Origin of the sequence: Nonomuraea sp. NPDC048892 (genome assembly GCF_040649735.1) — a bacterium.
Taxonomy (GTDB): domain Bacteria; phylum Actinomycetota; class Actinomycetes; order Streptosporangiales; family Streptosporangiaceae; genus Nonomuraea; species Nonomuraea maheshkhaliensis.
This window is the reverse complement of sequence record NZ_JBEZFZ010000003.1, coordinates 889,287-902,430: the sequence shown is the minus strand read 5'-3', so window position 1 is coordinate 902,430 and position 13,144 is coordinate 889,287. Positions and strand designations below refer to the sequence as shown.

Genomic DNA, 13,144 nt, shown 5'->3' with positions numbered 1-13,144 from the left:
GGCCGGGGTAAGGCGGGCGCGGGCCGGACCGCCGGCTGGCCGTACGGGATGGTCTCGATCCGTCGCGGTCGGGGCCGGCGTCGTTCGATCGTCGCCGTGACACTTCGGCGCCGGGCGAAATATCCGGATCTTAGGCTGCGGACCATGAATGCCGCATTCATCCTGCCCGCGCAAGCCCCTCACCTGGTGATCGAGCCGAGCATCCTGTACTTCGGGACGCCGGTGGCGCTCCTTTCGACCGAGAACGAGGACGGCTCGTTCAACCTGGCCCCGATGTCCTCCGCGTGGGCGCTCGGGCAGACGGTCGTGCTCGGTCTGGGCCGCGAGGGGCAGACCGCGCGCAATCTCGGCGAGCGGCCCGACCTGGTGATCAATCTGCCCAACCCGGCTCTGTGGCCGGCGGTGGAACGGCTGGCGCCGCTGACCGGCCGGAACCCGGTTCCCGCGACCAAGGCGGAGCGCTGCCGCTTCGAGCCGGACAAGTTCGGTGCGGCGGGACTGCACGGCGAGCCTTCGCACGTGGTCCGGCCGCCTCGCGTCGCCGAGTGCCCCATTCAACTGGAGGCCCGTGCCGAGCGGGTACGGACGGACGTCCGCGACGAATTCGTCATCGTCGAGGCACTCGTCCAGAAGGTGCACGCCGACCCCCGGCTCGTCGTTCCCGGCACCGACCACGTCGATCCCGCCGCCTGGAGCCCGCTCGTCTACAACTTCCGCCACTACTTCGGGCTCGGCCAGGAGCTCGGCCATTCCTACCGCACCGAGACGCCCCGGTGACGTGCACCGAGACGCCCCGGTGACGTGCACCGAGACGCCCCGGTGACGTGCACCGAGACGCCCCGGTGACGTGCACCGAGACGCCCCGGTGACGCGCGCCGAGTCGCCCTGGTGACGCGGCCGTCCGCGGTCAAGATCGTCGGCTGATAGCTGGGCGCGTCCGGGGAGCGGATAGGCTGCCAGACGTGCGGGAACAGATCAGCTCAGCGTCGAAGGTCGTCGTCAAGGTCGGCTCTTCCTCGCTCACCACCCCTCAGGGCATGATCGACGTGGATCGCGTCGACGCCCTGGTCGACGTGCTGGCGGCGCGGCGCCGTACCGGGACGCAGATCGTCCTGGTCTCCTCGGGAGCGATCGCGGCGGGCCTCGGCCCGCTCGGGCTGAGCGCGCGACCGCGTGACCTCGCGACCCAGCAGGCCGCCGCCTCCGTCGGGCAGGGCGTGCTGGTGGCCCGCTACACCTCCTCCTTCGCCCGCTACTCGCTGCGCGTGGGGCAGGTGCTGCTGACCGCCGACGACATGATGCGCCGCGCCCACCACGCCAACGCCCAGCGCACGCTCGCGCGGCTGCTGGAGCTGGGCATCGTCCCGATCGTCAACGAGAACGACACCGTGGCCACCGACGAGATCCGCTTCGGCGACAACGACCGGCTGGCGGCGCTGGTGGCCCACCTCATCCACGCCGACGCGCTGGTGCTGCTGTCCGACGTCGACGCGCTCTACGACGGCCCGCCCAGCCGCAGCGGCTCGCGCCGGCTGGCCGAGATCCGCGGCCCGGAGGACCTGGTCGGGGTAGAGCTGGGCCGCAACGGCGCGGCGGTCGGCACCGGCGGCATGGTGACCAAGGTGCAGGCGGCCAGGATCGCCACCGGCGCCGGCGTGCCCGTGGTGCTCACCGCGGCCGCTCACGCCGCCCAGGCGCTCAGCGGGGCCGACATCGGCACCTACTTCCACCCAGGCGGCCGTCATCCGGGCACGCGCCTGCTCTGGCTCGCGCACGCCACCACCGGGCGCGGCCGGCTCCACCTCGACGCAGGCGCGGTGGAGGCCATCGTCGGGCGGCGCAAGTCGCTGCTGCCCGCCGGCGTGACGTCGGTGGAGGGCGAGTTCGCCGCGGGCGATCCGGTCGATCTGTGCGGCCCGCAGGGGCTCGTGGTGGCCCGCGGCCTGGTGAACTTCGACGCCGTCGAGATCCCCGGCCTGCTGGGGCGCTCCACGAGGGAGCTGGCGAGCACGCTCGGTCCGGAATACGAACGCGAGCTCATCCACCGCGACGACATCGTCATACTGGAAGCGCACAACTGAACCGCCCCGACGAGGGCCCCGCCCCGCCGCCGCCCGGCTCCCCGCCGGCGAACGCGGGGAGCGGGACGGCCATGGTGATGAGGGAAGAGCGATGAGCACAGAGTTCTTGAAGGTCGCCCAGGCGGCGCGAGAGGCCGCCGCCGAGCTGGCCCCGCTGCCGCGCGCGCCCAAGGACCGGGCGCTGCGGGCGATCGCCGACGCCCTGGTCGCCCACACGGCCCAGATCGTCGCGGCCAACGCCGAGGACGTCGAGCGGGCCAGGGCCCAGGGCACGTCCGAGGCCATGGTCGACCGGCTGCGACTCGACGAGGCCAGGATCGCCGCCGTCGCCGACGCCGTACGCGAGGTGGCCGACCTGCCCGACCCGGTCGGCGAGGTCGTACGCGGCTCGACGCTGCCCAACGGGCTGGAGCTGCGCCAGGTCAGGGTGCCGCTGGGCGTGATCGGCATCATCTACGAAGGCCGTCCCAACGTCACCGTCGACGCGGCCGCGCTCTGCTTCAAGAGCGGCAACGCGGCGCTGCTGCGCGGCTCGTCCAGCGCCTACTCCTCCAACACCGCCCTCGTCCGCATCATGCAGGAGGCCCTGGAGGACACCGAGGTGCCCGCCGGGGCCGTCCAGCTCGTGCCCGGCCAGACCCGCGACTCCGTCAAGGAGCTCATGCGGGCCAGAGGGCTGGTCGACGTGCTGATCCCGCGCGGCGGCGCGTCGCTGATCAACTCGGTGGTCGAGGAGTCCACGGTGCCGGTGATCGAGACCGGCGTCGGCAACTGCCATGTCTACGTGGACGCCGAGGCCGACGTCGACCTGGCCGTGCAGATCCTGCTCAACGCCAAGGCGCAGCGGCCGTCGGTGTGCAACGCCGCCGAGACGTTCCTGGTGCACGAGGACGTCGCCGCAGCGTTCGTGCCCAAGGCCCTGGAGGCGCTGCGCGAGGCGGGCGTGACCGTGCACGGCGACGAGCGGATCGCCGCTCACGGGCCGGGCGTCGTGCCCGCGACCGAGGACGACTTCTACGCCGAATACCTCTCGCTCGACATCGCCGCCGCCGTCGTCGGCTCGCTGGAGGAGGCGGTGGCCCACATCAGGCGCTACGGCTCCGCCCACACCGAGGCCATTGTCACCCGCTCGCAGCGGGCCGCCCGCAGGTTCGTCACGCTCGTCGACTCGGCGGCGGTGGCGGTCAACGCCTCCACCAGGTTCACCGACGGCGGAGAGTTCGGGTTCGGGGCGGAGATCGGCATCTCGACCCAGAAGCTGCACGCGCGCGGCCCGATGGGGCTGCCCGAGCTCACCTCGACCAAGTGGATCTATACGGGTGAGGGGCATTTGCGCACGTCAGAGGGTACGGTGGTGGCCGGTTAGTCGGCGTGTCGGCCTGACCGGCGCCATGCGCCGTAGGTTGACTGGGGGCCATGGAAATCGTCGTCGCCCTCGTCTTCTCGGCGGTGGTGCTGTTCGCCGCCGACCGGCTGCTGCTCTGGCTGGAGCGCCGCGGTCACGTCAACTGGCGCAGGAAGGGCCGTCGCCGGCTGTCGGAGGAGCCCACCGCGCGGCTCGACAGCATGCTCACCGATCACACTCGCGGATAATCCATCGGCGTGCCTCAAGCGGCAACTCGCGTACCGGCGCTAGGGTTGTGTCCCTTATGGCTGCGCCGGGCGGGGAGGGACGGTGAGCAAGCTCGGCAAGGTCGGGCCGTACACCCTGATCGAGCGGCTCGGCCGCGGCGGCATGGGTGAGGTCTACCTCGCCAGCGCCCGCCGTGGCGAGCAGGTCGCTCTCAAGGTTCTGCACGACCTGGCCGAGGACGAGACCTCACGCATCCGCCTGGAGCGTGAGGTGCGCGCGCTGCGCAGGGTCGAGAGCCCGTACGTCGCCAAGGTCCTCGACGCGGACCTGAACGGCGCGCGGCCGTACCTGGTCATGGAGCACATCGAGGGCGTCACGCTGCTCGACCAGGTGCGCCAGAGCGGCCCCCTCGACGTGGCCGGGCTCGTCGACATGGCCCAGGGCATCGCCGCCGCGCTCGCCATCATCCACGCGGCCGGTGTCGTCCATCGTGACCTCAAGCCCGGCAACATCATCATGGGCACGCAGGGGCCGGTGCTGATCGACTTCGGCATCGCCCAGGTGCTCGACGCGACCCGGCTCACCATGACCGGCACCTTCCTCGGCACGCCCGGCTACACCGCGCCGGAGATCTTCGCCGACGAGCACGTCGACTCGCCCGCCGATGTGCACGCCTGGGCGGCCACGGTGGCGTTCGCGGCGACCGGGCGGCCGACGTTCGGGCGCGGCACGGCCGAGGCGCAGATGTACGCGGTGCTGAACGGGCAGGCCGACCTCAAGGGCGTGCCGGTGGAACTGCTGCCGCTGGTACGGGCCGCGCTCAACCGGGAGCCGGGCAAACGGCCCACGGCGGCGCTGCTGGCCGACCGGCTGTCCAGGCTGGCTCGGGCCACCAACGCGACCGAGACCGAGCCGCCCGCGGGCGGCGCCGGGGAGGAGTCCGTACGCGGCCGCGCCACGGAGGAGCCGGCCGCGGCGCGGGGTGAAGCCAAGGCACGCAGCCGGCCCAACGCGCTGCCCGCCGAGGGGAAGGTGCCGCCGCCGCGCGGACGTACCGGCGGCAGGGTCGCTCCCGACAGTGCCGGCCGGGCCGGGGGGCGGGCCGCTGCCGAGGGGAGCGGGCGTACCGGCGGCCGGACCGCTTCTGACGGTGCCGGACGGGCCGGCGGCAGGGCTGCTCAGGAAGGCAGTGGGCGGACCGGTGGCCGGGCCGCGCCCGAAGGCACGGGGCGTGGCGCCGGGAGCAGGAGTGCGTCCGACGGCAAGAGTTCGGTGCCGGCGCGCAGCCGGGCCGAGGGCAAGGTGCCCGTGCCGCGCGGGCGGGCGGGCGGCGAGGCTAAGAACACCGGCCCGCGGGCCAAGATGGTCGCCTCGCGCCAGCGCACGGCCGCCGCCGTCAGGAGCCGGGCGGCCGCCGTCAAGCCGCAGGACAGGCGCGGCACCGGGCTGCGCGCGCAGTCGGCCACGACCCTGCCCGCGGGCAACGGCGCGCTGCTGCTGCTCGCGGTGCTGGCCGTGCCGTGCGTGGTGGCCTCGGTCATCTGGCCGATCGCCTCCATCGCGATCACGACCGTGTTCGTGGTGTTGACCAGGACCTTGTGGATGGGGCACTGGATGGTCAGGAAGCGCGGCTCGCGGCGTACGCGGGTGACGCTGCGCGTGCTGTCCTTTCCCGTCGCGCTGACCGGGGCGGCGGCGACCGCCGTGGTGTGGCCGGGCGTGCCCGTCGCGGTGGCCGCGGGCGGAGCGCTCTGGGCCACCGGCGGCGGGCAGATCGACGCCGACTGGTGGCAGCAGGCCGCGCCCGTAACGGTGGCGGGTGTGGTGTTCGGGATGTTGTGCGGCGGTATCACCGGGCGCGAGATCGAACGGATCGGGCAGCGGCTGCCTGATCTGCGCAGGGAAGGGTTGCGGGCGCTGGCCGTGCTGGGCGGGTTCGTCGCCTTGTGCGCGGCTGCCGTACGCGCCATCGCGCTGCTGCTCTGACCTGCCGCCGTACACGCCGGTCGTGCCTTCGCTCTGACCTGCCGTCCGGCCTGTACTCCGGCTCGCCGTTCGGGCTGCGGCTCTGCGGAGGTCGCGGTGACGGGTTATCGCGCCCGCTGCTTCGGGCGGTGAAGGTTTTCCGCGGCCCGCCGCTGCGTGCGGCGGGCCGGCGCGGCGATCAAGCGGATCGGCCGCGCGGTGGCGATCCGGCTAGCCCTGGCCGCCGTCGCGGCGGGAGAAGCGGTTGAAGATGCGCTCGCCCGCGTTGACCGCGCCCTCGGCCACGTCGCGCAGGACGCCGATGAACGGGTCCTGCGACTGGGACCAGGACGCGCGGTAGGACTCGGCCGCCGCCTTGATCTCGTCGGTGACCCGCGCGTTGGGGTCGTCCTCCCTGCGCGGGTAGTCGCCGCCGATGATGCGGTCGTACTCGCCGCTGCGCTGCCACTTGTCCAGCTCCGCCACGCGGACGACCGCGAACGGGTGGGTGGTGCCGAGCAGGTTGAGTACCTTGAGGAAGCCGTCGCGAAGGTCGCCCGCGGTGTCGTATTCCTGGTACTGCTCCAGGAACGCCTCGATGTTCATCTCGTGGGTGTAGTCGCCGCCGGCGAGCTTCATCAGCGCGCGCTTGGCCGCCTCGGGGTTCTGCCCCGTGAGCAGGCCGCCGCGGTCGGAGGACAGCTCGGACTTGCGGTACCACTCCTCCAGGCCCGCGACGATCGCGCGCAGGCCGATGTAGCCGAGCGGGATCCAGGCGACGCGGGCGGCGAGGCGGGTGAGGATGTCGAGCATCGTCCGGTAGACCGCGTGCCCCGACAGGATGTGCGAGGTCTCGTGGCCGATGACGAAGCGCTGCTCCTCCTCGTTCATGAGGTTGAGCAGACCGGTGGTCACGACGATGAACGGGTCGTCGAAGCCGATGGCCTTGGCCTGGACCTGCGAGTCCTGCTGGACGTAGATCTCGGGGATCCGGTGCAGGTCGAGCGTGTAGGCGGCGTCGCGCCCCATGTCGTAGAGGGAGCGGAACTGAGTCTCGCTGACGCGCACCGCCGAGGCCAGGTACATCAGGCGCAGGCGGCGCTCGCTGACGAGACCGGACATCTGCTTGAGAACCGTGTCGAACCCACTCAACTTACGCAGAGCGACCAGGGCGGACCGGTCTGCGGGGTGTTCGTAGGCTCGGGACGAGATGCCGGGCAGTTGGACGCGGTTGCGGTCCGGGGTGGTCGTCATGCCCGGCATGCTACGTCCGCAACTGAAGTGATGCGCGGTCATCACGAAGGGGGGTCCCATCATGTTGTGATACAGCCCCCGCGTAAGGTCCGTTTCATGATGAACGCGCCTGGTGTGCAGGGGAAGCGGCGAGTAGGTGTGATGGGTGGGACTTTCGACCCCATCCACCACGGGCACCTCGTCGCCGCCAGCGAGGTGGCTCACCACTTTCAGCTTGACGAGGTCGTCTTCGTACCGACCGGACGGCCGTACCAGAAGTCCGGGCGTGAGGTGTCCGCCCCGGAGGACCGCTATCTGATGACGGTCATCGCGACCGCGTCGAACCCCCGCTTCTCCGTCAGCAGGGTGGACGTGGATCGGCCGGGGCCGACGTTCACGATCGACACTTTGCGGGACATCGCGGAAATCTACGGCCCCCAGGTCGACCTGTACTTCATCACCGGCGCCGACGCGCTCGGCGCGATACTCGGCTGGCAGGAGGCCGACGAGCTCTTCGAGCTCGCCCATTTCGTCGGCTGTACGCGTCCCGGGCACACCCTGCACGACCCCGGCCTGCCGGAAGGCCGGGTGACGTTGCTGGAAATCCCCGCGCTGGCCATTTCCTCGTCAGAGTGTCGTCAGCGCGTGGCAAAGGGCGAGCCCATTTGGTATCTGGTGCCCGACGGAATCGTCCAGTACATCAACAAGCGCGGCCTCTATCAGGGGGCCTGAACAAGCCTGTCGTGGCGTAGGTGAGGGGTTTCGGGCTGGAAGGGTACCCTCAACATATGGGCATGCTGCCGACACAGGAGGACAGACCCGCATCGTGACCGCATCTGACAGATCCGTCCAGCTCGTGCGCATCGCCGCGGAAGCCGCGGCCGACAAGCTGGCCGATGACATCCTCGCGTACGACGTGAGCGAACAGCTCGTCATCACCGACGCCTTCCTGCTCTGCTCCGCCACCAACGACCGCCAGGTCCGCGCCATCGTCGACGAGATCGAGGAGCGGCTGCGCACCGAGGCCGACGCCAAGCCCGTCCGCCGTGAGGGCGAGCGCGAAGGGCGCTGGGTGCTGCTCGACTACATCGACATCGTCGTGCACGTCCAGCATGAGGAAGACCGTACCTTCTACGCGCTTGAGCGCCTGTGGAAGGACTGCCCGGCCATCGCGCTGCCGGAGAGCGTCCTTCAGGCCAACCTCCAGCGGGCGCGCGCGTGAGCGAACCGACCATCACCGGACCCGGCAGTGACACTCATCCCGATTTCGAGCGTCCCGGCGAGGAATCTGCATGAGCAAGAGGATCGTGTGTCTGCGTCACGGGCAGACACTGTGGAACGTCGAGCAGCGATTCCAAGGTCACTCCGACATCCCCCTCGACGAAACCGGCGTCGCGCAGGCCGCGAGGGCGGCCTCGCTGCTCGCCTCGCTACGGCCCACCCTGATCGTCTCCTCCGACCTGCAGCGGGCCAACGACACCGCGCTGGCGCTGGGGCGCATCGTCGGGCTGGAGGTGGCCGTCGACAAGGACTTCCGCGAGCGCGGCGGAGGTCAGTGGGAGGGGCTGACACGCGAGGAGATCGCCGCGCGCTGGCCCCACGAGTACGCGGCGTGGGAGGCGCCGGACGGCGAACCCGTCACCGACGTGGCCGGGAGGGTGGCCGGCGCGATGCGTCGCTGGGCTTCCCGGCTCGATGACGACGGGCTGCTGGTCGTGGCCTCACACGGGGCCGCGCTGCGGCTCGGGATCTGCGAACTGCTCGGGCTGCCCGAGGAGCTGTGGCCGGCCCTGGGCGGGCTCGGCAACTGCTCCTGGTCTGTGCTGCAGGAAGGGCGCAGAGGGTGGCGGCTGCTGGAGCACAACGCCGGCACCCTGCCGGAGCCGGTGCACAGCGACGACAAGCCCGAAGCCGAGGTGTGAGCGCGGTTCGTACGGCTCGGGGGCCGTACGGGCTTCCGCGCGCCTTGCTGCTGTGCCTCTGTGGCTTGAGGATGGGCGATTAGGTGAATCGGGGCGGATGGCTATATGCTCTCGGAGCGCCGCAACGGGTGGACTCGAAGCGGTGACCAGGGGCTATGGCGCAGTTGGTAGCGCGCCTCCATGGCATGGAGGAGGTCTGGGGTTCGAATCCCCATAGCTCCACACGATCGAACCGCCTCTGCCTGGTGACGGGCAGGGGCGGTTTTGTGTTGTTCGTGGACGTACGGGGCTTCGGGTGTGATCTGAGTCCTGGTCGTTGTCCCCGTTCGGGGGAGTGCCCTGATCACGGTGTGGTGGCGGGTCGCTGTCGCTGAGCGTAGGGGTGGGGCGGTCAAGGTGATCGCCGGCTGGGGACTCCTGGGGTGGCTCCGGCGCGCCGGTGATGCCGAGCAAGACACGGGCGGGGCACGTTGGTGCTGCTCTTCGCTGGTGCTGCTCTCCGTTGGATTGTGCTGAGGGGACCGCTCTGCGGGTGTGCGACGTGGGCTTCGACGCAGGGACGCTCACCGTGGGACGCGACCCGGCCCAGGCCGCCCGCGAGGACCCCGCACAGAGAAGCTGCGGAGGGCGAGAGCCCTGGGAGTCACAGAGAGCGGGAGCCCGGAAATCCATGGCGGGCGGGAGCCCTGAAAACGCGCCGGGGGCGGGAGTTCTGACTTGCACGCTGCCTCCCACGCCCTGGAAGTGCTTGCTGCACAGGCGCGAAGCGAAGGGCAGAACGAAACGGGGCGAGTCGGCTGTTGGTTCCGCTCCTGTCGGCACGGTGGGTCATTGGGGCTGTGGGGTCGGCTATTCCGATGCCGGACTGCCGGCGCCGCACGTTGTGCCTGCCTGGAGGGGTGCTGCGCCTTGCGTTGGCCTGGGCGGTGCCGTATCTCGTGTCCGCCTGGACGGCGCCATGCCTCGTGCCTGCCTGGACGGCGGCGTACCCCGTGCCCGCCTGGACAGTTCCGGGCCTCGTGTCTGCATGGGCCGCGATGCCTTCGACGCTGCCACCTGTGGCTGTTCGGCCTGGCTCGCCGCCTGCAACCACCCCGGTCTCGATCCCTGTATCCATAAAACGCAACGGATCAGACGCTATCCGGATATTGGCGCCGGCGGCCTCACCGCTACCCTCCCTCAGGGTGGGGGAGACGGGCGTAGAAAGCATGATGGCGCTCGGCGCGGACGGTGCCGATTCATTGCTCTGCGCTTTTCTCGGTGGATTGAGTCCTGGTCGGCGGCGCTGCTGAGAAATGTGGTTACCCAGGACCGGATTCGGTGCCGTGGGCTCATGTCGCGGAGTTGCCGCAACGCGATGGGGATCCCCACCCCATGGCAGGAAGTGTGCGCAGTTGGAAACAAGAATGGGGGGTGCCATGACTATCAGGATTTGCAGGGTGAAGCCGGTGAAGGCGACCAGCGAGCCGACGGGTAGCTGACGTCGAACCGGGGTTGCTGAACAATGCTCGCGAAAATGGCTGGCCGTAGGCGAATTCCCTGCCGGAGAGCGTGTGGGAACGCGCCTCCGACTATCTTGTCGTCGTCTGCGATCCGGGCAGGCAGTGCTTGGTTTCGCGTACCGGTCTTTATCTGGCGAATTTCCTGGTGGTGGTCAGGAGAAGACGACCGACCTGAGGAAGAGCCTGTCGGAGCCCCTGCCGCCGGGGCGGAGTGAGTAGTAGGGGCCGGAGCAGTCGGGGCCCATGAAGAGGGTGGCGGTGGAGTCGGTGTCGTTGCGCGGGGTGTGTGCGCTCTCGTCGGAGTAGCGGATCTCAGGGATGTCGATGCACGCACCGCTCCTCGGGTGGTGCAGGTGGCCGGCGCCCGTGCCGTACGAGGCGGGGAAGCTGTAGGCGAACGTGCCTGTGGCCGCGACGGCCGGGAAGGACGGCGCCAGCGTCAGGGTCAGGGCGGAGAGGGCGATGGTGGCGGTGCGAGCGATCATGTGGCTCGTCCCTTTCGTGGGGTGGACGCTTTGGGCGAGCTCACATCTTATGGCTACTGAGAGTAATCATGCCGCTACCGATGTTCGTGGTCAGCGGCCCTTTTCGTAGACGAGGAGGCCGCGTGACAGGTGCAGGGGGACCAGGATCAGCTCGACCAGGAGGGCCTTCCAGGCGTAGTAGAGGTTGACGGCCTTGTTGAGGTAGACGAAGGGCAGGTTGAACAGGACCTTGCCCACGGGGAGGCGGCGGCGTCTGGCCGCGTAGAGGAGGGCCGGCACGGTGAGGAGCAGCTCGCCGCCCGCCCACCAGGCCAGCGTGCGGGTCGCCGGCTCGTGCATCGCCAGGGTCAGGACCAGCGGGGTCGCCCACCACAGCGGGGCCAGGAGGATCTCCAGCAGGGCGATGACGATCCAGGTGGCGAGCATGGGCTTGCGGACGAGCAGGCGCGGGAGGTGGAGGCGGACGTTCTGCATGAAGCCGGCCATCCAGCGCCAGACCTGCTTGCGGAGGTAGGTCAGGCTCTCCGGGTCGGCGGCCCAGGCGACGGCGCCGGAGACGTAGACCGCCCGGTGGCCGTCACCCTGCTGGGTCCAGGTGTAGTCCATGTCCTCGACGATGGTGCGCTCGGGGAAGCCGCCGGATTCGGTGAGGGTCGTGCGTCTGAACGCCGAGCAGCAACCCGAGCAGACCATCGGGCTGTTCGCGAGTTGCTGGATCGGCCGGTGCCAGTGGAAGCCGAAGAGGTATTCGGTGGATCTGCCTCGCTCCCACGGGGTGCGGGCGAACCTCGTCTGCACGTTGCCCGCCGCCACGTTGACGGCCGGGTCGGTGAAGGCGGGCTTGATGCGCTCGATGTAGTCGGGGGCCAGGACGGTGTCGGCGTCCACGGCTAGGACCAGGTCGGTGTCGCAGTGGGGGAGTGCGTGGTTCTGGGCTTTGGCCTTGCTGCCCAGATTGCGCGGTGGGCGTAGCACGGTGACGCCGTAGGAGGTGGCCACCTCTCCTGTGCGGTCGGTCGAGCCGTCGTCGACCACGATGATCTTCTCTGGTGGGCTCGATTGGGCCTGGATGGAGCGCAAGGTGGCGGGCAGGCCCTGCTCCTCGTTGTGGGCGGGGATGATGACGGTGACCGTCAGCGGCGGGGTGGACGTGGGCTCCGTTTGGGTGCTCATCTGTCGCGACGCCTCCGCAGCTTGGGGGCGATCAGGGCGATCAGTCCTACCGTCGCGTAGATGAGCAGGCTGAAGCCGAGCGTGGGCGGGCCTCCGGGCATCCTCTTGCCTTCCTTCCTTGTCGTGATGGGGGCGGCGTGGTGTTGCCGTGCGGGTATGAGGATGCATTTCGGCGGTGGGGTGGGATGGGGCCGAATCGGGTTCTGTGGATGGAGGGTGTGGGGACGTGGCCACCTGTGGATGGCGGGTGGTGGATGGGATTGCGGGTGGTTATTGCAGGTGTTGGTGGGTGATAACGGGTGTTGGTGGGTGGCGGGTGGTGGAGAGTGCCGGGGTGGGCGGCCAGTCGCCCGGTGGTGTCGCCGCTGATGGGTTGGCGACTGCAAGGGCGTTGATGCGGGCGCGGTGGGCGGATGCGAGGGGGAGGGCAGCGTGGAGGAGTGATGATCGTGGCGGTGTCACCGTGGGTGCCCTGAGTGGGGGCAGGGTGATGGCAGCGTGAAGGAATGACGACTGCGGGGGTGCCGCTGTGGGTGCGGTGAGCGGAGGTCGGGGCGACTGGCGGCGTTGAGGAGCGACGGCTGTGGGGACGTGGCCGACGTTGGTGCGGAGGTGCACGGTGGGAGGGGCGCTGCTTACGTGGAGAAGGTGGGAGGGTCGCCGCTTGGGTGGGGAGGCTTGCCTGGGGAAGCGGCGGGAGGGTCGCTGCTTGCGTGGGGAAAGGGTGAGGGCCGGGCCGTGAGTGTGGCCCGGCCCTCGAAGTGGGGTCAGTGTTGGACGGCCTGGCGGTGGGCTGCTCTGCTGGCGGGGAGGGCGGTCAGGCTGAGTACGACCGTGAGGACCCCGATGACCCAGGACGTCCACGACGCCCCCTGGCCCTGCGTGTACGTGATGGCCCACGGCGCGATGAACAGCAGCACGCCCCACAGGGCGTTGAGCCATTCCGTCGCCACGACGCCCGGGTTGGCGAGGGCGACGATGGACGTGAGCACGATGAGGGCACCCAGGACGATCAGTGAGGGGGCGGCGCCCGACGCGCCGGCGACCCAGATCGGGGAGAGCGCCGCGTAGAGGCCGGCGACCAGGGTGGCCCAGTCCTGCCAGCGTGACCATGCCTTCATGAGAACCTCCGCTTGGTGCATATGCGAGAGGCTGGCCTTTTGGTCAGTCGATTACGTGAAACTTCATGGGACGTGCGGTGATTCCCGGG

12 protein-coding genes and 1 tRNA gene are annotated in these 13,144 nt (G+C 70.1%); 9 read left to right on the top strand and 4 right to left on the bottom strand.

Annotated features, from left to right (window positions below):
• Window positions 1-144 precede the first annotated feature (144 nt).
• From AB0C28_RS13735 to AB0C28_RS13715, 5 genes are all read left to right on the top strand, one after another.
• Window positions 145-777 (top strand): flavin reductase family protein, encoded by a 633-nt coding sequence (locus AB0C28_RS13735; RefSeq protein ID WP_358074389.1) that lies wholly within the window; start codon window positions 145-147, stop codon window positions 775-777.
• Between the two features lie 176 nt (window positions 778-953).
• Complete coding sequence (gene proB, locus AB0C28_RS13730) at window positions 954-2,081, top strand: glutamate 5-kinase (RefSeq protein ID WP_358074438.1); 1,128 nt, start codon at window positions 954-956, stop codon at window positions 2,079-2,081.
• Window positions 2,082-2,172: 91 nt separating this feature from the next.
• The gene (locus AB0C28_RS13725; RefSeq protein ID WP_358074386.1) at window positions 2,173-3,447 is read left to right on the top strand and encodes a glutamate-5-semialdehyde dehydrogenase; all 1,275 of its coding nucleotides are present in this window, start codon (window positions 2,173-2,175) and stop codon (window positions 3,445-3,447) included.
• Between the two features lie 50 nt (window positions 3,448-3,497).
• Window positions 3,498-3,674: a hypothetical protein gene (locus tag AB0C28_RS13720; protein WP_346115274.1), complete on the top strand. Its 177-nt coding sequence runs from the start codon at window positions 3,498-3,500 to the stop codon at window positions 3,672-3,674.
• Between the two features lie 82 nt (window positions 3,675-3,756).
• Window positions 3,757-5,640 carry a serine/threonine-protein kinase gene (locus AB0C28_RS13715; RefSeq protein ID WP_358074383.1) on the top strand — a complete coding sequence of 628 codons (1,884 nt, stop codon included), beginning with the start codon at window positions 3,757-3,759 and terminating at the stop codon, window positions 5,638-5,640.
• Window positions 5,641-5,850: 210 nt separating this feature from the next.
• Here the strand turns inward: AB0C28_RS13715 and AB0C28_RS13710 are convergent, their stop codons facing one another.
• Window positions 5,851-6,873, bottom strand: a complete 1,023-nt coding sequence (locus AB0C28_RS13710; protein WP_346102637.1) for a M48 family metallopeptidase — start codon at window positions 6,871-6,873, stop codon at window positions 5,851-5,853.
• A 96-nt stretch (window positions 6,874-6,969) separates the two neighbouring features.
• Here AB0C28_RS13710 and nadD point away from each other — a divergent pair, with 96 nt between their 5' ends.
• The 4 genes from nadD to AB0C28_RS13690 all read left to right on the top strand — a co-directional run bounded on the left by nadD (window position 6,970) and on the right by AB0C28_RS13690 (window position 8,996).
• Window positions 6,970-7,584 (top strand): nicotinate-nucleotide adenylyltransferase, encoded by a 615-nt coding sequence (nadD, locus tag AB0C28_RS13705; RefSeq protein ID WP_346102639.1) that lies wholly within the window; start codon window positions 6,970-6,972, stop codon window positions 7,582-7,584.
• A 94-nt stretch (window positions 7,585-7,678) separates the two neighbouring features.
• A complete protein-coding gene (gene rsfS / locus AB0C28_RS13700) occupies window positions 7,679-8,074 on the top strand; it encodes a ribosome silencing factor (protein ID WP_106250478.1) in 396 nt (131 codons plus the stop codon).
• A 70-nt stretch (window positions 8,075-8,144) separates the two neighbouring features.
• A complete protein-coding gene (locus tag AB0C28_RS13695; RefSeq protein WP_357843160.1) occupies window positions 8,145-8,774 on the top strand; it encodes a histidine phosphatase family protein in 630 nt (209 codons plus the stop codon).
• Window positions 8,775-8,923: 149 nt separating this feature from the next.
• Window positions 8,924-8,996, top strand: a tRNA-Ala gene (locus tag AB0C28_RS13690).
• A gap of 1,432 nt (window positions 8,997-10,428) precedes the next feature.
• Here the strand turns inward: AB0C28_RS13690 and AB0C28_RS13685 are convergent.
• From AB0C28_RS13685 to AB0C28_RS13675, 3 genes are all read right to left on the bottom strand, one after another.
• Entirely contained in the window at window positions 10,429-10,761 is a 333-nt protein-coding gene (locus AB0C28_RS13685; RefSeq protein WP_357843163.1) for a hypothetical protein, read from the bottom strand.
• A 90-nt stretch (window positions 10,762-10,851) separates the two neighbouring features.
• Window positions 10,852-11,934, bottom strand: a complete 1,083-nt coding sequence (locus AB0C28_RS13680) for a glycosyltransferase family 2 protein (protein ID WP_358074380.1) — start codon at window positions 11,932-11,934, stop codon at window positions 10,852-10,854.
• Between the two features lie 767 nt (window positions 11,935-12,701).
• On the bottom strand, window positions 12,702-13,055 hold the full coding sequence (locus AB0C28_RS13675; RefSeq protein ID WP_357843169.1) for an SPW repeat protein: 354 nt from the start codon (window positions 13,053-13,055) through the stop codon (window positions 12,702-12,704).
• Between the last annotated feature and the right edge of the window lie 89 nt (window positions 13,056-13,144).